This is a genomic window from Hyphomonas sp. (assembly GCF_041398465.1).
Lineage (GTDB): Bacteria > Pseudomonadota > Alphaproteobacteria > Caulobacterales > Hyphomonadaceae > Hyphomonas.
In genome coordinates this window covers 309,977-329,158 of record NZ_JAWKUS010000005.1, presented here as the reverse complement: position 1 = coordinate 329,158, position 19,182 = coordinate 309,977, and the positions used below count along the sequence as shown (strand labels likewise).

General features: G+C 55.7%; 15 protein-coding genes. 12 read left to right on the top strand and 3 right to left on the bottom strand.

The annotated features are described in order from the left end of the window. Positions 1–122: 122 nt before the first annotated feature. Positions 123–914, bottom strand: a complete 792-nt coding sequence (locus tag R3C98_RS16510) for an SDR family oxidoreductase (protein WP_371315165.1) — start codon at positions 912–914, stop codon at positions 123–125. A gap of 198 nt (positions 915–1,112) precedes the next feature. Between R3C98_RS16510 and R3C98_RS16505 the strand changes: the two genes are divergently transcribed. From R3C98_RS16505 to R3C98_RS16490, 4 genes are read left to right on the top strand one after another with little or no spacing between them, the layout of a single operon-like run. Further along, positions 1,113–1,847 (top strand): hypothetical protein, encoded by a 735-nt coding sequence (locus R3C98_RS16505; protein WP_371315164.1) that lies wholly within the window; start codon positions 1,113–1,115, stop codon positions 1,845–1,847. Beyond that, entirely contained in the window at positions 1,844–2,503 is a 660-nt protein-coding gene (locus tag R3C98_RS16500; RefSeq protein ID WP_371315163.1) for a hypothetical protein, read from the top strand. The genes R3C98_RS16505 and R3C98_RS16500 overlap by 4 nt, the downstream gene beginning before the upstream one ends. Beyond that, complete coding sequence (locus R3C98_RS16495) at positions 2,500–4,086, top strand: FAD-binding oxidoreductase (RefSeq protein ID WP_371315162.1); 1,587 nt, start codon at positions 2,500–2,502, stop codon at positions 4,084–4,086. The genes R3C98_RS16500 and R3C98_RS16495 overlap by 4 nt, the downstream gene beginning before the upstream one ends. Before the next feature lie 5 nt (positions 4,087–4,091). Then, a complete protein-coding gene (locus tag R3C98_RS16490; RefSeq protein ID WP_371315161.1) occupies positions 4,092–4,400 on the top strand; it encodes a YciI family protein in 309 nt (102 codons plus the stop codon). Here the strand turns inward: R3C98_RS16490 and R3C98_RS16485 are convergent, their stop codons facing one another. Continuing rightward, a complete protein-coding gene (locus R3C98_RS16485; RefSeq protein WP_371315160.1) occupies positions 4,401–5,279 on the bottom strand; it encodes a LysR family transcriptional regulator in 879 nt (292 codons plus the stop codon). A gap of 91 nt (positions 5,280–5,370) precedes the next feature. On the opposite strand from R3C98_RS16485, the gene R3C98_RS16480 reads away from it, so the two are divergent. The 8 genes from R3C98_RS16480 to leuD all read left to right on the top strand — a co-directional run bounded on the left by R3C98_RS16480 (position 5,371) and on the right by leuD (position 16,153). Further along, complete coding sequence (locus R3C98_RS16480; RefSeq protein ID WP_371315159.1) at positions 5,371–6,888, top strand: FAD-binding protein; 1,518 nt, start codon at positions 5,371–5,373, stop codon at positions 6,886–6,888. A gap of 4 nt (positions 6,889–6,892) precedes the next feature. Next, positions 6,893–7,120, top strand: a complete 228-nt coding sequence (locus R3C98_RS16475) for a hypothetical protein (protein ID WP_371315158.1) — start codon at positions 6,893–6,895, stop codon at positions 7,118–7,120. Next, on the top strand, positions 7,120–8,406 hold the full coding sequence (locus tag R3C98_RS16470; RefSeq protein WP_371315157.1) for an MFS transporter: 1,287 nt from the start codon (positions 7,120–7,122) through the stop codon (positions 8,404–8,406). Before R3C98_RS16475 ends, R3C98_RS16470 begins: the two co-directional genes overlap by 1 nt. 1 nt (position 8,407) lies before the next feature. After that, positions 8,408–9,997 carry an FAD-binding oxidoreductase gene (locus tag R3C98_RS16465; RefSeq protein WP_371315156.1) on the top strand — a complete coding sequence of 530 codons (1,590 nt, stop codon included), beginning with the start codon at positions 8,408–8,410 and terminating at the stop codon, positions 9,995–9,997. 88 nt (positions 9,998–10,085) lie between these two features. Further along, complete coding sequence (locus R3C98_RS16460; RefSeq protein WP_371315155.1) at positions 10,086–11,261, top strand: nitrilase-related carbon-nitrogen hydrolase; 1,176 nt, start codon at positions 10,086–10,088, stop codon at positions 11,259–11,261. A 606-nt stretch (positions 11,262–11,867) separates the two neighbouring features. Then, on the top strand, positions 11,868–14,051 hold the full coding sequence (locus R3C98_RS16455) for a TonB-dependent receptor (protein WP_371315154.1): 2,184 nt from the start codon (positions 11,868–11,870) through the stop codon (positions 14,049–14,051). 111 nt (positions 14,052–14,162) lie between these two features. Continuing rightward, a complete protein-coding gene (locus R3C98_RS16450; RefSeq protein WP_371315153.1) occupies positions 14,163–15,545 on the top strand; it encodes a 3-isopropylmalate dehydratase large subunit in 1,383 nt (460 codons plus the stop codon). Continuing rightward, positions 15,545–16,153 carry a 3-isopropylmalate dehydratase small subunit gene (gene leuD, locus R3C98_RS16445; protein WP_371315193.1) on the top strand — a complete coding sequence of 203 codons (609 nt, stop codon included), beginning with the start codon at positions 15,545–15,547 and terminating at the stop codon, positions 16,151–16,153. The genes R3C98_RS16450 and leuD overlap by 1 nt, the downstream gene beginning before the upstream one ends. 458 nt (positions 16,154–16,611) lie before the next feature. On the opposite strand, the gene R3C98_RS16440 is transcribed toward leuD, so the two are convergent. Beyond that, positions 16,612–18,966 carry a TonB-dependent receptor gene (locus R3C98_RS16440; RefSeq protein WP_371315152.1) on the bottom strand — a complete coding sequence of 785 codons (2,355 nt, stop codon included), beginning with the start codon at positions 18,964–18,966 and terminating at the stop codon, positions 16,612–16,614. Positions 18,967–19,182 lie beyond the last annotated feature (216 nt).

Here is a 19,182-nt window from a genome sequence, read left to right as displayed (position 1 = left end):
GGCGAATGGGGTTCCTCCTGGCGAGCGCGTTGCCAAATTGTCTGCCGAGACGGCGTACGCATTGACCTGGCAATCCGAATAGCTCGCGCTCCATAGAGTGTCCTCAGATCCTCTTGATCAAACTAATCCCGCATGAATCCTCCGCCGTTTACGTGGAGGACCTGTCCGGAAATGTAGCGCGCTGCATCTGATAGCAGGAAGAGAATAGGCCCGACAATGTCGTCACTGACGGCCATGCGTCCCAGCGGGATACGTGCATTGTAAGCCTCCTTGTCAAAGCGAGCCGGGGCTCCAGTCTCTTCGGCACCGTCACCATATCCACCACGAATAAATGCAGTATCCACAGCTCCTGGAGCAACACCATTCACGCGAACGCCCGGGGCAAGCTCGGCAGCGAGAATCCGAGTAACCGCATTGAGACCTGCCTTTGCGGCTCCGTATCCGGCATAGCCAGGCGCTCCAATTTGACCGATCGCGGTTGACAGGAAAACAATGGAGGCATGATCGGCAAGCAATGGCCTCGCCTCGCGTATGGCGAGGACAGGGCCACGCAGGTTTCCTGATATAATATCGTCGAACCGATCAGTATCGAGCGTGGCGATGTGATCATGGCCCTTGGTATAGCCGGAACAAACGGCAATGCTGTTCAGTGTCACGTCCGTTTCAGCCAGTAGTTTGAAGGCTTCAATGATGCTTCCCTCATCGCGCAGATCGACCGGAATTGATCGCGAACCGGGCGTCTCACCTCGCCGTGAGATGGCGTCCGGAAGATCCATGATAATGACCTTGCAGCCAAGGCGCGCTGCGATGCTCCCAAAGGCGTGGCCAATTCCGCCGCAGCCACCGATCACAAGTAGCGTTGAGTTCGCGGGCGGGCCGAGGCGTTCAAAGTCGGGTCGCAATAGATAGGGCATGGTGTGCTCCGCTGAAGTTTTCAGAATATAGAATGGTCACAGAAATTGCCTGACGAATTCCGCATGATGGGAGTGTTGTCTAAACAATATATCATTTTCAAGGAGTGTCTCGCAGTGTGGAACCATCACAAAGTTTGCTTGTGCGTTTAGACAAAAACTTGTTGGATCATTTGCGGGCGCCAATCCTAGCTTAGAGGTATGAGCGGAGTCACACAGAGTTTTATCGGTGAGCTTGGTTATACGAGCTGCGCGCCAGAACGTCTCGGCGAGACGCGCGGTCGCGAGAGCTTTCGTATAGATTTGCATCACGACGGCAGTAAAGTTATCACGGCGCATTGCGAGATTGATGATCCTCCACCTGTGGTTCGGGATGTTTCCCTGCGGCTAGATCCGCAGGGGCGTCCCGCCGACAGCTTTGTTCGCATTGCCGTTGGCGGTAGTTTCCGCGGTTCGGCCTGGTTCAATTTTAGTGCGACGCAGGCTGAATGCGAAGCAAACACCACTATCGAAGGTCGCGTATCTCAACGTATGGCCGTCGAGTGCGGCGTCCCGGCGTTTGGTAATCACGCAATTATCAATGATGGCGCCTTGCTCTCTCAGTTTGATCTTTCCAAGGGCCCGGGTACGCAACTTGTCAAAAGTATGCTGCTATCTTCCCCAGATCATCGTGGTGCGACGGGGCCGATGCTTTTTCCGGTCGATCTTGCCATTCTGTATCATGGAAAGGAGACGCTGGAAGTAAAGGCAGGCCAGTTCGAGGCTCATAAGTTCTCCTTCACCGATGTTCCGGGCATGTTGGTCGAGCACCCCAATTATGACATTTGGTGTACAACCGATGGGCACTATGTTTTTCTGAAAGCGGAAGTCGGCGGGTACATGCAGACCCGTTACGAACTGACACGGCTGGACCATGTCAAACATGGGCCAGCATGACCGCCTGGCTGCTCGTCGCCCACATCGCCGTGCTTGGTTACTGGTTGGGCTCGGAACTCGTAATCAACTCCACCTATCGTTATGTTTGCTATGCTGACGCGATGCCCATGGCAGAGCGCGCGCGCTTGATGGATCACGTGATGCATGTCGACCAGCATGTCCGCTATGCCCTCGTCTTGCAGGCTTCGCTGGGCGTGATGCTGGCCGCAAATGCGGGGTTTGTCCCGGGCGGACAGCAGGTCGTGTTGGCAGCGGGCGCTATCGGCGTGATTTGGCTTGGATTTGTGGAGGCTGTGCATCGCTACCGCGCACGCCCCATCGGGCGCACGCTTGGCACAATTGACCGTGGCTCTCGCTATGTTCTGATGGCACTCTTCGTCGCGGTCGCGGCGGGCCTCATCGTCGGCGCATGGCCCATTCCAGGGTGGCTTCGGTGGAAGCTGGCGGCTTTTGCGGGCGTGATGGCCTGTGGCGTTGGAATCAGGATTGCGCTGATTGCGCATTTCAGGACGTGGTCGAAGATGGTGTCTTCCGGTGTCACATCTGAGCGAAACGCGGCCATTCGTACCACATATATCCGTGCGACGAGCGTGCTGATCTTGCTTTGGATTTTCATTGCACTTGTGGTGTGGCTGAGCGTGGAGAAACCTCTGTGACTGACCCGGGCCTGATTGCTGCACTCAGGCATCTGGCCGGTGATATGCATGTCCTGCTCGATGACGATGCGCTTGCGCTTGCCGCGAGTGATGTGCACGAGACCGGCGCGTTGCCGCTTGCCGTCGTGCGTCCTCAATCTGTTGATACGCTTGCGGCCTGTGTCGGAGCCGCCACTTCGCACGGCTATGCGATCGCGCCGCGCGGCGGTGGGCTTAGCTATACTGCGGGCTACATACCCGCCGGACCGCGCACCATTTCCGTCGATCTTTCAGGTCTCAATCGCATTGTCGCTATTTCGGAAGCAGATATGACCATCACGGTCGAAGCGGGTGTGACGTGGAAGCAGATACAAGATGCCTTGCGTCCGCTTGGCCGGCGTCTGCCGTTCTTCGGCACATTCTCAGGCAAGGGGGCGACGGTTGGTGGCGGCCTGAGTCATGGCGCATTGTTCTTTGGTTCGGCGCGGTATGGCTCCGCTGCTGAAATGGTGTTGGGGCTGGATGTGGTGTGCGCCGATGGTCTTGTCCTTCGGACCGGGCAGGGCGCGTTGATGGCCAATAGCAAGCCCTTCATCCGAAGTTTCGGGCCGGACCTGACCGGGTTGTTCGTGCATGATGGCGGCACATTGGGGGTAAAGGCGCGAGCCACGCTGCGCTTGATTAACGCGCCCGCACACGAAGACTTCGCCAGCTTTTCATTTCCAAGAATTGAAGATGCGAGCGCGGCCCTGTCGGCGATTGCGCGGGAAGATCTTGCCGACGATGTCTATATTCTCGATCCAGCTTCTACGGATCAAATCGATCTCAGCACGGCTGACATGGTGCGGTCAGCATCGGCGGTCGCTCGCCGGGCCAAGAACCTTTTGCAAGCCTTAAAGTCACTCACATCGATGGCCACAGCGGGAACGCGGTTCATTCCCGAAGGTCATTATTCACTGCATGTCACGGCTGCGGGACGAAGCGAAGCCGCAGTACTTGCAGACTTGAACCGGGCACGAATTCTGGTGGCTAAATCGGGCGGCGTCGAAGTTGCGGGGACGATTCCGCGCGTTGCCAGAGCAGATCTGTTCGCAAATCTCAACGGTGTGATTGGCCCAAAAGGTGGCCGTTGGGCGGCGTTAAATGCCAAGGTCGCCCATTCGGATGGGGAGCGCCTGATCGCGGCTTTTGATGAGATGATCGCGCCGCATCGGGGCACCATGACCGATCACGGCGTTAGCTTTACGCGCCTGGCGTCCGCACTCTCGAACCATTGTTTCAGTTTCGAACCTGTATTTCATTGGCAGGATAGCTGGCTGCCGATTCACCGCGCGGTCGCAGATCCCGCTCATTTGCGCCAGTATAACGAGCCGCCACCGAACCCCGAGGGACGGGCGCTTGTCGATCAATTGCGCCGGGAAACCGTTAACCTATTCCGCGATTTTGGCGCCGCCTCCAACCAGATCGGCCGCGTCTATCCATACTTTTCCGCGCTGGCGCCAGAACCTGCGAGTTTGTTGCTCGCAGTAAAGCGCCATCTTGATCCACGCGGCCTCATGAATCCCGGCGTATTAGAATTCCCTTCACCCAACACTAAGGATTGAATATCATGAGTGGCCTTTACACGATTGTGTGCCGTGACAAGTCGGGGTCCAAACCCACGCGGATGGCGCTATTGAACGACCATCTTACTCATATCGATACCGTCTTTGATCGCATCAAAATTGCTGCACCCCTGCGCGATGATGCAGACGAGGCTTTTACCGGAGCGTTGCTAGTGATTACAGCAACCAGTATAGCAGACGCCCGCGCATTCATTGAGGCCGACCCCTACTTCAAAGCGGAGATCTGGGAGAGTGTTCAGATCGACAAGCTTGGCATGTCTGCGGGAGAATGGATCGGGGGAAAGCCTTGGTAGTCAGATATTCTCCGCCTGAAGAGCTTCAATCAGTTTGCGCGCGCCCAGGCCGAGATGTGCGCGCTTGCGGCGCATCAAAAAGATCGGGCTAGCCCAAGCGCCGTCGCAAAGATCTTTCCACATCAAGGTTGAAAGGTTATCGCAAAGAGAGCGGGGCAGGATGGCCAGAGTTTCAGAGTGGGTCAGCGCGGTCAGAGCGAACAAGACAGACGTGGTCATCATTCCGGGTTGAGGGCGAGGTTCTCCCAAAGTGGCGAATGCATCTGCGATGGCTTCGTCGAGATGGTCAGTGTTGCGCCCTAGCACCCATTGGGCTCCGCGTAGATCTGTGAGAGACTTTGCTTTGCTGAGTTGTCGATGACCCGCGCACCCGGCAATGCCCCATGGTTCGCTGGCCAGTTGTTGCACCAATACACTGTCCTGATGATCAACGGTCTGTGTTGACAGCGCCATATCGATTTGCCCGCGATGAAGCGCTGCAACGAATTCCCGATCAATTCCAGCCTCGACATCAATTCTAAGATTGGGATGTGCTTCGGCAAAGCGCACTACACTGCGACCGATCTCTGTGGTTGCCGCAATCGGGCTGAGCCCGATCACCATCTTTCCGCGTTCAAAGCCGAGTTCCGCAGTTGCCGCTGATTTCAGGCGGCCGGCACTCGCCACCACATCGCGAGCATGTTCCACAACGGTCTCGCCAAGACGGGTAAGCGCCATACCACGTGTTTCACGTTCAAACAGCTTTCCGCCAATCGAATCCTCGAGACGGGACAGCGATTTTGACAAAGCCTGCTGGGTTAGTCCGACGCGCGAGGCTGCGCCGGTCAAACTGCCTGCTTCCACAACAGCAAGAACATGTTCGAGTTGCCTGAGTTCCATGATGATAAACAAACATAGATTGTGTATTTGGACAACTGTTTGTTGGAAATCATCGCATGTTTGTGGCTGATGGCCTCAAAGGAGAAATGCTATGGCCAGTCTGAACAGTGTGAGATCCTGGGAAGAGGAAGTAGACGTCCTCATTTGTGGATTTGGGTGCGCGGGCGCGTCGGCTGCGATTGAGGCGCATGATGCTGACCCGTCCGCCCGGCTGTTGTTGATTGAGAAAGCGCCACAAAAGTTCGCCGGCGGGAATTGCCGCGTGTCTGGCCAGTCCTTGCTGATCTCGAAGAACAAACAAGCCCTCAAAGACTACCAGCGTTCGATGAGCACAGCCAATCCAATTTCGGAAGAGCTGCTCGACGAGTGGGCGGAACGGATGGTCAATCTGGAGCCCTGGATTCAAAACGTCGCGAAAGATGCTGGCGCGGAATTTCTGCGTGGAACCGGATTTACCGAGCGCGATGCTGTGCTCGAGTTCCCGGAACTGGGCGCACGGGAAGCTGTGGCGTATACGTCTACAATTCTGCCGATCCCATCGGGTGTCTGGCTCGCCCTGAAGGCCAATGTTGAAAAGCGAAATGTTCCGGTCTGGTATGACACGGCGCTGGTCGATCTGATCCAGGACCCTGACACGCTGGAAGTCTTTGGCGCATGGGTCGAGCAGGACGGTGTTCGCAAGGCCGTGCGCGCAACGCGCGGTGTGGTTATGGCCGTTGGCGGGTATGAAGCAGACCTTCAGATGCAGAAGGACTATTATGGCCTGTCCGATGTTTGCCCGCTCGGCACGCCCTACAATACCGGAGACGGTGTGCGCATCATGCAGAAAGCAGGCGCAGAGATGTGGCATCTGCGAAACCAAGGCCAGTCGGGTGGCATCTGGCCGGGCATCAAGCTGCCTGAACATGACACCTCCTATTTGCGTAATTTCCTCTTGCCTGCGTTTTCGTGGATGGACGTTGATAGCACGGGGCGTCGTTTCTACGGTGAGACCAACGAGCTGCAGTTGACCCATTACAAGCACAAGAAACATGGGCGCTGGGTCGACGTTCCGTTGAACACAGCCCACCCGGTTCACATGATCTTTGATGAAAGCACGCGGATGGCCGGCAAACTGGTCCTCGAAATTATGGCTTGGAGCGGCGTCGTTCGGACAGACACATGGAGCGAGGACAACAGCGCAGAGATTGCGTCAGGCCTGATAAAAAAAGCGACCTCGATTGAAGAGCTGGCGTCACAAATTGCTCTGGATCCCAAAGTTCTGGCGGCTGAGGTTTCTGCTTACAATGCCGCCTGTGCTGCGGGTGAAGACAAGGCCCATGGCCGCAATCCTGAGACACTTCTTCCAATCGTGAATGGGCCATTCTATGCGGTTCAACTGACACCAGCTATTGTCTGTACCGGTGGCGGCGCGCGACGCGATATGGACGGCCGCGTGTTTGACCACAAGGGCGGCCAGATTCCGCGCCTGTTCGAAGCCGGCGAACTCGGATCGATCTTTTCGGATCTGTACCAGAACGGATCTTACCTGACCGAGGCAATGATCACCGGCCGGGGCGCCGCACGCGCCGCGCTAGCCATGGCGCCTGCCGTCATGGCCGCGGAATAGACGCATGCTGGTCAAGACCCCCGCAATCAAACTTGGCGTAGAAGTCCGGGACGTGGCCGTCGAGAATAACCGCGTCGTACTCTCAGGTGTTGCCAATGTCATGCCGTGCACGGTCGAAATAGGCGGCCCAGAAATGGTGCGCCTGTTTGGCCGCATGCTGCGCCCCGACATCATCATCCTCTTCCTGAAGTCCGTTTTTGGCGGCGGCAAACCCAAAGAGGATGCCGCATAATGGCGACTTCAGAAATAACAGGGGAATTCCGACGCGGCTCGGGCGTGATCGTCGCCGCCGCGCTTGGGATTGGTCTTGGGCTGTCGCCTCTTCCTTTCTATACAATCGGCGTTTTCATGCCCGTGCTTTCAGAGGAGTTCGGCTGGCGATATGATCAGATCATGGTCGCTCTGACCGTGATGACCCTTGGGGCATTCCTGTTTGCGCCCGTTGCAGGCTATTTGTCTGATCGGTTCGGCGCCAAACGGGTCGCGCTCATTTCGACTGTGATGTTCTCGTTGGTGTTCATGAGCTTTTCACTCATGACAGACAGTCTGCTTCAGTTCTATGCGACCTGGGGATTGATGGCGTCCTTGGGCGCTGGGACGCTGCCCGTTACCTGGACGCGCGGCGTGACGAGTTTCTTTGAGAAGAATCGCGGCATGGCGCTCGGCTTGGCACTCGTTCTTACCGGTCCGTGTGGCGCATTGGCGAAGGTCTTGTCAGACCACCTCATCGGAGAGATCGGCTGGCGTATGACATATGTCTGCGTTGGGCTAGCACCCTTGTTGATTACGGTGCCGATCGGCCTGCTCCTGTTTCGCGATGCGCCCGCCAAGGCGCCTGCGATATCTGGTGCGATATCTGGCAAATCTTCAGTTTCAGAGCCCGGATTCTCGCTTAAGCAGGCCCTTGTCACATCGCGATTCTGGTTACTTGCTTATGCCTTCCTGGTCATGTCCATTGGCCTGTCCGGACCGGTTCCCAATCTCGAAGCCATCTTCAGGGAAAAGGGGTTTGAAGTTTCCAATTCGGTGTTGCTCGCCAGTTTCGCTGGCTACGCTGTCATTATCGGCCGCCTCTCCGGCGGTTGGCTGATCGACCGGTTCTGGCCGCCGGGTGTGGCCATCCTCATGCTCACGTCACCGATCCTTGGGCTTCTCGCTTTGGCACAGATCGATACGCCAAGCTTCATGCTATGCGCAGGGGCGGTCGTGTTGATGGGCGCCGCTCTCGGGGTCGAATACGACTTCCTCGCGTTCATGAGCGCCAAATATTTCGGAATGCGCAATTACAGCTCGATCTATGGTTGTCTATACGCTTTCTTCGCAATCGGCGCTGCTGCGGGACCCGTGATTGGTGCGCGGATGTTTGTTCAAACGGGCAGCTACAAGGCTGCATTGTATGTGTGGGCAGGCTCACTTGTCATTGGCGCCATCGCCCTTCCATTCCTGGGACGACGAGAAACGATATTCGACGACCCGCGCCCTGCGCCGGTCGCCATTCCCCAAACCACTGGAGCGTAACATGGACCAAGCAGCTGTTATCGGTAAAACGAAAAACGCAACTTTCATGATCGAACGGCTGGGTGACGACATCGTACTTGTCGGCGAAGCAGAGCGTCGTTTTGTCAGTCATGATATCTGGGCGCGCGGCGAACTGGCAGACTTCGTTCTGGTGCCAGAAACCACCGAGCAGATGATTGCCTGCATCAAGGCCGCACATGAAGGAGGCATCGCGCTTTCGCCGCGGGGCGGGGGCATGTCCTATACCAAATCCTCCGCGCCTGATCGGGCTGGAGTCGGCATCGTTGATACGCGCAAACTCAACCGCATTGTCGAAATCAATGCGGATGACATGTACGTCACGGTTGAGGCCGGTTGCACGTGGGCTCAGCTACATGAAGCGCTCAAGCCCAAAGGCTTGCGCACGCCGTTTTGGGGACCCTTGTCGGGCATATTGTCCACGATTGGCGGCGGCGTTGCACAGAATAATGCATTCTTTGGAACTGGAACATACGGTCCAACTGGAGATAGTGTTGTGGCGATGTCGGTCGTTCTTGCAGACGGAACACTGGTGCGGACCGGCTCTGCAGGCACGCGTAACGGCGCACCCTTCTGGCGCCACTATGGACCAGATCTAACCGGACTGTTCATTGGCGACAGTGGTGCGATGGGATTCAAAGCCGAGATCACATTACGTCTGATCCCAAGCCCTAAGCATGAAACCTGGGCCAGCTACGAGTTTGAGACACGGGACGGCTGCGCGAAGGCCATGACTGAAATTGCGAAACAAAACCTGGCTTGCGAGTTGTTCGGGTTTGATCCCAATTTGACGAAGGTGCGTATGGCCCGTGCTTCCATCCTGTCTGACGCAAAAACACTAACCAATGTGATGAAGGCTCAAGGTGGATTGCTCAAAGCTTTGCGCGAAGGGGCCAAGGTCGCGATGGCCGGCCGCGGGTTCATGGCGGATGCCTCTTATACATTGCATTTCACCGTCGAAGGGCGATCAGAAGCCGGTTTGAAGGAAGAGATTTCGGTACTGAAGGCGCTTGCGGAAAAACATGGTGGCAAGGCGATCGAGAATTCAATTCCAAAAATCATTCGCGCCAACCCGTTTACCCCTTTGAACAACATGCTTGGACCACAGGGCGAGCGCTGGGTTCCCATTCACGGGATCGTTCCGATCAGCAAAGGGCCTGCTTGCTGGAAGGCGCTTGAAGACGGATTTGAAAGAATGGCAGATCAATTTGATAAGTACAATATTCTCACCGGTGCTTTGGTCACTACAATGAGTACAAATGGCTATCTGATCGAACCTGTTTTCATTTGGCCTGAAGAATTGTTCGAGATCCATGAGGCAGCCGTCGAGGGTAGCGTTCTGTCCAAGTATCCCCGTTATAAGCAAAATCCTGACGCAACAGCCATGGTCGAAACGGCGCGTCAGTTCGTTCTGGACACTTTCTCGCAATTCGGTGCAGCGCACTTCCAAATTGGCCGCACCTATCCCTACGTAGAAGGACGCGACCCTGACAGTCTGCGCCTTGTCGAAACCATAAAGGCAGCGTTGGACCCTGATTGCAGGGTCAATCCCGGCGTCCTTGGACTAGGATGAATGATGACTGCCAAGACAGTCAGAACACATCTCACAAGCGGCATCTGACCAAGTTATTCCGAAGCCACCGCGATATTGGTGCACATTCATGAAAGCTGATCCAATGAAGTCCATTCTTGCCGTCGCAGCGTTAGCTGCTGCAGTCTGCGCGTGCAGCCAAAATAGTACGACTTCAAGGAGTGAAGCTGCGCCATCTGGGCCGATCGCGAGCTCAACTGCCGAAGCGACCCTGGTTCGGAGTGACGGTTCTTACCCCGTAGTGCCGCTCGCCAAGGATGAAATTGTCGTAAAAGTCATTCAGAGTACGACCAATTCCCTGTCGGAGTTTCCGACCGTTGAAGAAGGGTTGGACCACAATCTCGGTCACATGGAAGATTTGGCGCGGCAGGCTTGCAGCACGGGAAGCAAGCCTGATTTTCTGCTCTATCACGAGTTTCCGCTCACAGGTTATTCTGGCGGCGGTCGAACCGAGCAGCTAAATTATACCGTGCAGATTCCGGGTCCGGAAACAGCGCGATTAGGCGAGATCGCAAAGGCCTGCGATACATACCTCATTTTTGGCGCTTATGCGACAGACCCTGACTGGCCAGGACATATCCTCAGCCTGAACACCGTGATTGATCGCAACGGTGACATTGCGAAAGTGTTTTGGAAGTCGCGCAATATCAAGCGGATTTATCCCGACAGGGAAATTACAACCACAACCATTGAGGCTGTTCGCGACAAGTACCGTGCCAAGTACGGTGTGGAGGAGGAGTTTCCCGTTCTGCAAACTGAGTATGGAAATATCGCGGTCAGTACGGTTCAGGCCGACCCATTCATATTCGCAGCCTTCGCGATGCGGGGAACAGAGATAATGGTCCGCACGGCCACTCTCTTCTCCCAAGATGACGTGACTGCGATGGCGCGGATCAATAATTTCTATTCGACCATGACCAACATCGCCTTTCCTGAAGCTAGCGGCTACCGAGCCGGAGAGTCGATAATCGTCGGTCCAAAAGGTGAAATCCTCGCCAAAGACCCAAGCGTTGATCAAGATGGAATTATAGAGGCGACCATCCCGATTGCTGCCTTTCGCGCGAACAGAAAACTCCCGAACTATGCGTATGAAATGACCAAGCCGGTCCTTGATCAGTATGTACAGGAGTTCCCGCTCAACCATCTCGACATGCCGCGCGAGATGCTGCCCGAAACAGGACAAGACATGAAATCGATGATGGAATCGATTAGCCGATATAATGCAGCGTCCGCCCAACCGGACTGACCTTCAACCTTCCAACCTCGCCAGCCTGATAGAACGCAATCCAGCGCTCCTCATTTGAATGATGTGTCATTAGAAATGTAGACGCCTCGTCGGATGAAAGTGCGTGCCTTTCGCAAACGTCCGCTTCTGGGATACGCCGTGTAAAAAGATGTACGCCGTCGGCCGGAAGCGTAAGAAGACCTGAAAATGACATGCGTAGAATGATATTGGCAGGATTGATCTTACAGACCTGCGTGAGCTTTGGCGTGTACGTCACGCAACGATACATCCTCCAGCTTCTCCGGAACGTGATTGGCGTCAGCCCTGCAGTTCATAAAGATCAGACGAACTTCTCTACCTATGTCCGGGCTGAGTGGGACTATGTGGAAGTTGGCCAAGCGTTCTGGAACACCCCGGAATCTGAGTCTCACAACGCTGCACCGTTCAGGATAACCGGGCCGGTTCGACGCATGTCTGACTGAAGGCGGGGAGCCGATCCCGCAGATATGAGACATTCTTGCAACACTTTCCGCAGATAATGACCGGACATTAGGCGCCAAGCCAATATCGTGCCTTCAAAAGGTATATCTTTTGTGAAAGGGTATCGCATGCTTTGGAGGAGCGACGATGAAACTTACAAATAAACTTGCCCTGAATGCCGCAACTGGCGCATTGGCACTTGCACTCGCAGTTCCTGCTGCTCAGGCGCAGCAATCTGACGATTCTGACTCGTCGCGTCGGCTCGGGAAGGTAACGGTTACTGCCCAGCGCACGGAAGAGAACCTGCAGGACGTGCCGATTGCTGTTACTGCCCTGTCGACCGAGCAGCTTGAAGACAAGCAGGTCGGGAATGTGATCGACCTGCAGTTCCAGGTTCCAAACATAACAATTGGTACGAACTCAGGCACCGCCAACGCGGCGAGTATCACGCTTCGCGGTGTCGGGGAGACCGAGAGCCGAGGCGCCGTTGAGCAGGCGGTCGGCGTGTATGTGGATGGCGTATATATTGGCCGGTCGGTAGGTTCATTATTTGAGGTTGTAGATCTCGCGCAGATCGAAGTCCTGCGCGGACCACAAGGCACGCTATATGGCCGGAATACAGTGGGCGGCGCGGTTAAACTAACGTCGGTGAAGCCGCAGTTCGAAAACTCTGGTGAGGTACGCACGACGATTGGCAATAATGGCCGTCTTGATTTGCGCGCAACGGGTAATCTTCAGCTTGGCCCATCGACGGCTGTGCGTGTGACAGGCCTCATGCGCGAGCGCGACGGCTTCTTCACCCTCACGCCGAACGGTGCGTATGCTGGCGAAGGAAAAGACGTTGGCCGAAAGGACATCAAGGCATTCCGTGCCAGTTTGCGGCATGAGTTCAATCCGGACTGGAGTCTTGATGTAGCTATCGACAGCACGCTTGATCGGTCCGATCCGATTCCGGATTCGATAAAAGCCGGGAATGACGCGGACAATGACTATTTTACCATCGAGCCGTTGCCCGGCACGGTCTGTGCGCCTTTGCCCGAGACCTTTCGTCCGGATGGGTGCTTTACCAACTACAACAGCCGGTCAAACTCGCGCGGTGTCTCTGCGAATGTCAACGGCAGGTTCGGCACGTTCGATTTCACGTCGATCACGGCGTATCGGAAGTTGGACGATGATTTGAAGACACGGGTCGGATTTCCCTTCTTCCAGGAAACCCACCAGAACCAGTTTAGTCAGGAATTCGCACTCGCATCCAACTATGATGGTCCATTCAATTATGTTGGTGGGGTATATTATTTCAAGGAAGAGGTCACGCTCGACACCGTATTCATCTACCCATTCTCGATCAATACAGATAGCGAGTCCTATGCGATTTTTGGGCAGGGTACGTATGACGTAAATGACAAGCTGTCACTGACCGGTGGCCTTCGCTACACGCAGGAGAGCAAGAACTTCTACGGCATCAACCAAGCATTCGGATTCAATCGGACTGATGACGCTGATTATGAAAATGTCAGCTATACAGTCAACGCTGATTATCGGCTAAATGATGCTGCCCTGCTTTACGCGAAATACTCCACCGGCTTCAAATCAGGTGGTTGGTCGGCAGATGCGTTTAGTGCGACGGCAGTCTTCAAGCCGGTCGCTGAAGAAACGCTCGGTTCATTCGAAGTCGGGGCCAAGACGGATATTTCCGACTCGGTCCGTCTCAATCTTTCGGCCTTCCGCAACAAGTATGATGACATTCAGATCAGTGCCACGATACCGAATGTCGGCTTTACACGCTTTAACGTCAACGAGACCCAGACATGGGGCGGCGAAGCCGAACTGGTCTGGCAGGTCAATGATGCGTTCCAGTTCAATGCCAATCTTGGCTTGCTCGGGGGTGAGTTTACCGATGTCACCCCTGACCAGGCACGCGGTCTGACGAACAATGGATCGAGTTGCCCGACGATTGACCCCACGATTGACGCTGACATTGTCAAATGTGCGAAGAATCTAGAGATCAAGAACGCACCTTCATACAAGGGTTCGGTGGGCGTGAGCTATACCCGTCGTCTGACCGAAGGCGAATTGATTGTGAATGCGGATGTCGGCTTCCAGGACGATATGTGGACGCTGGTCGCGGCTGCTCCGCCGCACATTCTCGCACAAATTGACCCTCTGATCGATGCGCGGATAAAATATGAATCCGATGCCGGATGGTCGGTTGCGCTGTGGGGCAAGAACCTCACAGATCAGAAATATTATCGCGTTGCTACAGCGGGCAGTTTTGCCACCTACCCATCCGATCCGATCACCTACGGAATCGATCTCGGTTATAAATTTTAGTCCCTCCGACCCTGCTTAACCCGGTTCGGTTGCAGGTATAACCTTTCCCGGCTGGTGGCATGTTGCTTCCAGCCGGCTTTCTTTTTTCTTTCAGAGTCTTACCTCTTGCACATGCCGACTGCACAAACACTTTTCGACAAACTCTGGGCGCAACACGTCGTGGCAAGCGACAAGGACGGCGATCTGATCGCCATTGACCGGATCATGCTGCATGAACGTACCGGCGGCGTGGCACTCAAATCGCTGAACGAAGCAGGCTATACTGTCCAATCGCCGGCCCGCGTATTTGCGATCATGGATCATGTCGTCTCCTTCAAGACAGACCGGGGGCGCGACGACTCGCGCGCGCCGGGCGGCGATGTGTTCATCACCCAGACACGGGCGATGGCAAACGGCGCCGGTATCCGGTTGATCGATACTGACGACGCAAGACAAGGTATCGTGCATGTTGTGGCGCCCGAACTTGGTATCGCTTTGCCCGGCCTTTCGATTGTCTGCCCGGACAGTCATACGTGCAGTCTCGGCGCGCTCGGTGCGCTTGCCTGGGGAATTGGTTCGAGCGAGGCCGAACACGCCATGGTCACCGGCACATTGCGAATGAAACGTCCACCGCAGATGCGCATCAGGGTAAGCGGTGCGCTACAGTCAGGCGTGACCGCGAAGGATCTCGTTCTGCACCTGATCGCGAGATACGGGGCAGCAGGCGGCCAACGTTCTGCCATCGAATTCAGCGGTGAAGTAGTAGAGGCGATGGATATTGAAGCCCGTTTGACTCTCTGCAATCTGGCCGTTGAATTTTCAGCTTTCACGGCGATCATCGCGCCGGACGAAACACTTCTAGCGGGCTTGCGCGGCAAGCCATTCGCGCCGGGAGAAAACGACTGGGCAGCGGCGACCGACAAATGGTCAGAACTCAAAACAGACGTCGACGCACGGTTTGACCATGAGATCGAACTTGATGCGAGTAATGTCCGCCCGACAGTTAGTTGGGGCACAAGTCCGGAACATTCCGGTCCGATTGACCAGCCCATCCCAGCGGACGGTGACCCGCGCGCACTTGCTTATATGGGACTCGCTCCCGGCGATCGGCTGACCGAACTTTATATCCAGGGCGCCTTCATCGGTTCGTGTACGAACGGACGTCTTAGCGATCTGCGTGCCGCTGCTGCAATCCTCAGGGGGAGCAAGGTGGCGCCCGGTGTTCGCGCCGTCTGCGTGCCAGGCTCGCAAGCTGTGCGCCGCGCGGCTGAGGCTGAGGGTATCGATGAGGTCTTCAAGGCGGCCGGATTCGAATGGGGCGCGCCGGGCTGTGCCATGTGCTTTTATGCTGGCGGTGAGACGTTCGCGCCAGGCGCGCGCGTGATCTCGTCAACCAACCGGAATTTCGAGGGGCGTCAGGGCCCTGGCGTGCGTACCCATCTGGCAAGCCCGGCAACTGTCGCGGCAAGCGCCATCGCTGGACGGATCGCGTGCGCAGGCCAGGGAAACACATGATGCAGCAGCCATTTGTTCTACATAGCGGTCGAGCCGCACCGATGATGCAAGATAATATAGACACGGATCAGATCATTCCCTCGCGGGAAATGAAAACGGTTGGCCGTACCGGACTTGCCGATGGTCTGTTCGCAGGCTGGCGCTATAAAACGACGACAGACCGCACGCCCGACCCGGCCTTCGTGCTCAATCAGCGAGAATATTCCGGAACGAGCATCCTCGTTGCGGGTGAAAACTTCGGCTGCGGATCTTCGCGTGAACATGCTGTCTGGGCGCTCGCGGAGTATGGAATCCGGGCGATCATCGCGCCTTCCTTCGGTGCGATCTTTCAGGGTAACTGCCCGCGCAACGGCATTGCGCCTATCGTGCTGGCCGGGGAAGACGTCACCTGGCTGGCCGCGCAGCTTCCCGGGGACGTGAGCATTGACCTGCCGACTCAGACAGTCTCATGCGCCGACCACCAGTTTAGGTTTGAGTTGGACGGGTTTGCCAAACGATTGCTTATTGAAGGGCTCGATCCAATTGCCCTGACACTAAAAAGTGCTACGCAGATTGCAGCATACCAGGCAGCCGATTGCGAGCAGCGCCCATGGCTCTATATCGACTAACAGGTGCTATTTCGCTTCTACACGCGGCCAGAACCTGAATTTCCCATCTTCGTTTCCGAACAGGAATTTTCCATCTTCCGAGAAGCCGCGCTCCATGTGGCCGATCGAACCTTCGGATATGCGGGTGCGTGATTCAATCCGCCGTGTATCGCCGTGCTATAGCCAGCAGGCGGTGCAATTGAACGAATCCGCTCATAGATCGGGCGCCCTTCATAAGCGCCCTAATCGGGCTTGGAAAAATAGTCACCCGGCATCAGATCAACAATTTGATCGAGTTGTACGTCAAGCGAATTGTCATTCACCGGCGCTGATACGCATGCGGCGCTTAGACCAATCAATCCGAAACAGGCCGATTGCAGCAAGTGGTTTGACATGGGAGGCCCTTGCCCCGGGGGAAGGAGACATGGAGCGGACCGTTGTCCGCGCCATGTCCCAGAAGTCCATTCGATATATTATTGCTAGAAGCGAACAGTTGCTGTTGCGCCCCACATGGTTGGCGCGGCGGGGGAGATGCCAAAGCCACGAGTGCGGTCGGCTGGCGAACGCGGCGCCGTGAAATTGACATAACGCAGTATACCGGCCGGTGTATCGTCATCCAGCACGTTTCGGCCCCAGACCTGGAAACTGAAATTGCCATACTCCATGCCGGCCCGAAGGTTGAGTTTGGTTGCGTCTCCCGATTCCAGCAGGTTGTGAATTTGCGCATAGAATGAAGACAGGTAGGTGACATCACCGCCGACGTAGAAGTCTAACTTGTCATTCTGTGTCGGGTTGAAGTCGAAGCGTGTTCCGATCGCGCCCTGGTGCTTTGACACAAGTGGAGGCACTTTGCCCGAAAGATCTCCCGCAGCCGCACAGCCTGGCGCCGCCAGATCGACGCAGACTGCGCCAATCTTGAGGATCGCTTCGTCCCGGTCCACGCCCTTGGTGATCTCGGCATCGAGATAGCCGTAGGAACCGTACACGATCCAGTTGTCTGTCAGGTATTTCGAGAATTCCAGTTCGAGACCATAGATTTCGGTCTGACCGATATTTGCAGAGAACGAGTTCACGCCGCCGGCGCCGGTCGTATAGGTGTTGCTCAGGACCTGATTGTCGAACTCGTTGCGGAACAGGGCGAGATTCAAGCGGTCAAAGCCGAACAACGACGTCTTGGCGCCGAATTCGATGGCCTTCAGCTTTTCTTCCTCGAACGTCGTTTTCGGCGCATCCAGAGGGTTGAAGCCGCCAGGACTGTTGCCCTCGGCGTACTGACCATACAGCAGGACATCTTCGCTCATCTTGTAATCAACAGTCAGGCGCGGGGCGGTCGATTTGAAGCTCGCATCGCGGGCAGCTGTCGAGCCAACGACTTGATTCGGGTTCGGTGGATTATAAAACGGCAGCGGCAGGGCGAGAATTAGAGCCGGGTCGATATATTGCGACGCGACATATTGCTGGCTCTTGTTCTTGATGTCGTCGGTTGCATGGCGCAGTTCGAGGCCGACGGTCAGCTTGTCGGTGAAGTCGTATTCGATACCGCCGAAATACGCGACATTGTCGATTTCGACGATGTCACTGAGCGTGTCCGGTCCAAATTCTGTCAGTTCGAGAAATTCTGCGAGCGGTTTGCGCTGCTCGTGTGAGGTGAAAGCGCCTACACGCCAGCGAAAGGCATGGCTGGTCGGCGAAGACAGTCGCACTTCATGGGTTGAGGCAGTTCGCTGGCTGGAGTTTGTATCATTGAAGGCTGAAACACTGCAATTACCATTGGGGATGAACGCACCGCAGATCGGCCCGATGAAGAAGGCCGAGTCGCCATTATAGGTCTGGTCGACGCCGCTAATCTCGTAGACGTCGGTGAGCCCGCCCTGATAGGACAATGTATAGCCCGACGATGCAATGTCCCAGTCTGCCGACAGGATGCCCCGCTTGGCCTCACGATAAATTCCCGGTCGCAGAATGTCGCTGGTATTGAGGGAATAGGACGTCGGAACGGGGGCAGTGCCGCAGATGTATCCGCGTGTATTCAGGAAGCAATTATTCGCCGACGCCGGGGTCAGGTTGATGGGGAACAAGCCGTCATCATCCTCAGCATAAATATAGCGGGCAGAGATCTGGATGTCGCTGGTAGGGTCAAGGAACACCGCACCGCTATAGGTGTCGGTCGACTGCGCGCCGAGCTTTCCACCGAGTGTGTTGTCAAACGCTCCGTCGAAGTCATATGTCTTTCCGTTGATGGAGAATGCCAACATGTCATTGACGCGGAAATTAGCATAGCCCGCCAATTGCTGGCGGCCGTCCGAGCCGAGTTCGAGAGAAACCAGACCCTCATATGGCTCGTCGCCGGGACGACGAGTGACATAGTTGATCGCGCCGGATAGCGTTCCACGTCCGAAAACCGTGCTCTGCGGACCTTTGGTGATTTCGACACGCTCAAGGTTCGACAGGTCGAGCGAGCTGGAATCCCCAAAGAAGGGGACGCCATCCATGAAGACACCAACCTTGCCTTCAGAAACGAGGATATTTGACGTGCCACGGATGACTGGACGGTCCCCGTCGCGACCGAAAGACTGCTGCTGCTGAAAGCCTGGTGTCAGGTCTGAGAGGTCCGAGATGCCGGAAATGTTCTGCTCGCGTAGCGCGTCGCCATCAAATGCGGATACGGAAATCGGAATATCCTGAATATTCTCTTCCGATTTACGGGATGTGACTGTTACGACGTCTTGACGAAGCTCTGTCTTTTCGTCCGACGTTTGCTGCGCACTGGCCGGAAGAACGTATGCCGTCACGGCAATTGCCGCCGCGCCTATCATTAGAACAGATTTGGACATTGCTGGTACTCCCCTAAAAAAGATGCTGCCCTCTTGGTGCAGTCATAAAAGATATATCATTATATCCGAGAATTGATTGATGCTATTTTCAAGCAGCAATCAAGGCGTCATGGAAAAGATATAACATAGTGGCAATTCTGTCACACCACTAAGCCGGGGTGGGACGGAAATAAAAGTGAGAGTCCCTGTCAATTAGCGTCTTGCGGAAACAAGTAT

Bases quoted from the DNA above. Each gene is read 5' to 3' on its own strand.
- R3C98_RS16510 (WP_371315165.1), bottom strand. From the start codon at position 914: ATGCCCTATCTATTGCGACCCGACTTTGAACGCCTCGGCCCGCCCGCG.
- R3C98_RS16505 (WP_371315164.1), top strand. From the start codon at position 1,113: ATGAGCGGAGTCACACAGAGTTTTATCGGTGAGCTTGGTTATACGAGC.
- R3C98_RS16500 (WP_371315163.1), top strand. From the start codon at position 1,844: ATGACCGCCTGGCTGCTCGTCGCCCACATCGCCGTGCTTGGTTACTGG.
- R3C98_RS16490 (WP_371315161.1), top strand. From the start codon at position 4,092: ATGAGTGGCCTTTACACGATTGTGTGCCGTGACAAGTCGGGGTCCAAA.
- R3C98_RS16485 (WP_371315160.1), bottom strand. From the start codon at position 5,279: ATGGAACTCAGGCAACTCGAACATGTTCTTGCTGTTGTGGAAGCAGGC.
- R3C98_RS16480 (WP_371315159.1), top strand. From the start codon at position 5,371: ATGGCCAGTCTGAACAGTGTGAGATCCTGGGAAGAGGAAGTAGACGTC.
- R3C98_RS16475 (WP_371315158.1), top strand. From the start codon at position 6,893: ATGCTGGTCAAGACCCCCGCAATCAAACTTGGCGTAGAAGTCCGGGAC.
- R3C98_RS16470 (WP_371315157.1), top strand. From the start codon at position 7,120: ATGGCGACTTCAGAAATAACAGGGGAATTCCGACGCGGCTCGGGCGTG.
- R3C98_RS16465 (WP_371315156.1), top strand. From the start codon at position 8,408: ATGGACCAAGCAGCTGTTATCGGTAAAACGAAAAACGCAACTTTCATG.
- R3C98_RS16460 (WP_371315155.1), top strand. From the start codon at position 10,086: ATGAAAGCTGATCCAATGAAGTCCATTCTTGCCGTCGCAGCGTTAGCT.
- R3C98_RS16455 (WP_371315154.1), top strand. From the start codon at position 11,868: ATGAAACTTACAAATAAACTTGCCCTGAATGCCGCAACTGGCGCATTG.
- R3C98_RS16450 (WP_371315153.1), top strand. From the start codon at position 14,163: ATGCCGACTGCACAAACACTTTTCGACAAACTCTGGGCGCAACACGTC.
- leuD (WP_371315193.1), top strand. From the start codon at position 15,545: ATGCAGCAGCCATTTGTTCTACATAGCGGTCGAGCCGCACCGATGATG.
- R3C98_RS16440 (WP_371315152.1), bottom strand. From the start codon at position 18,966: ATGTCCAAATCTGTTCTAATGATAGGCGCGGCGGCAATTGCCGTGACG.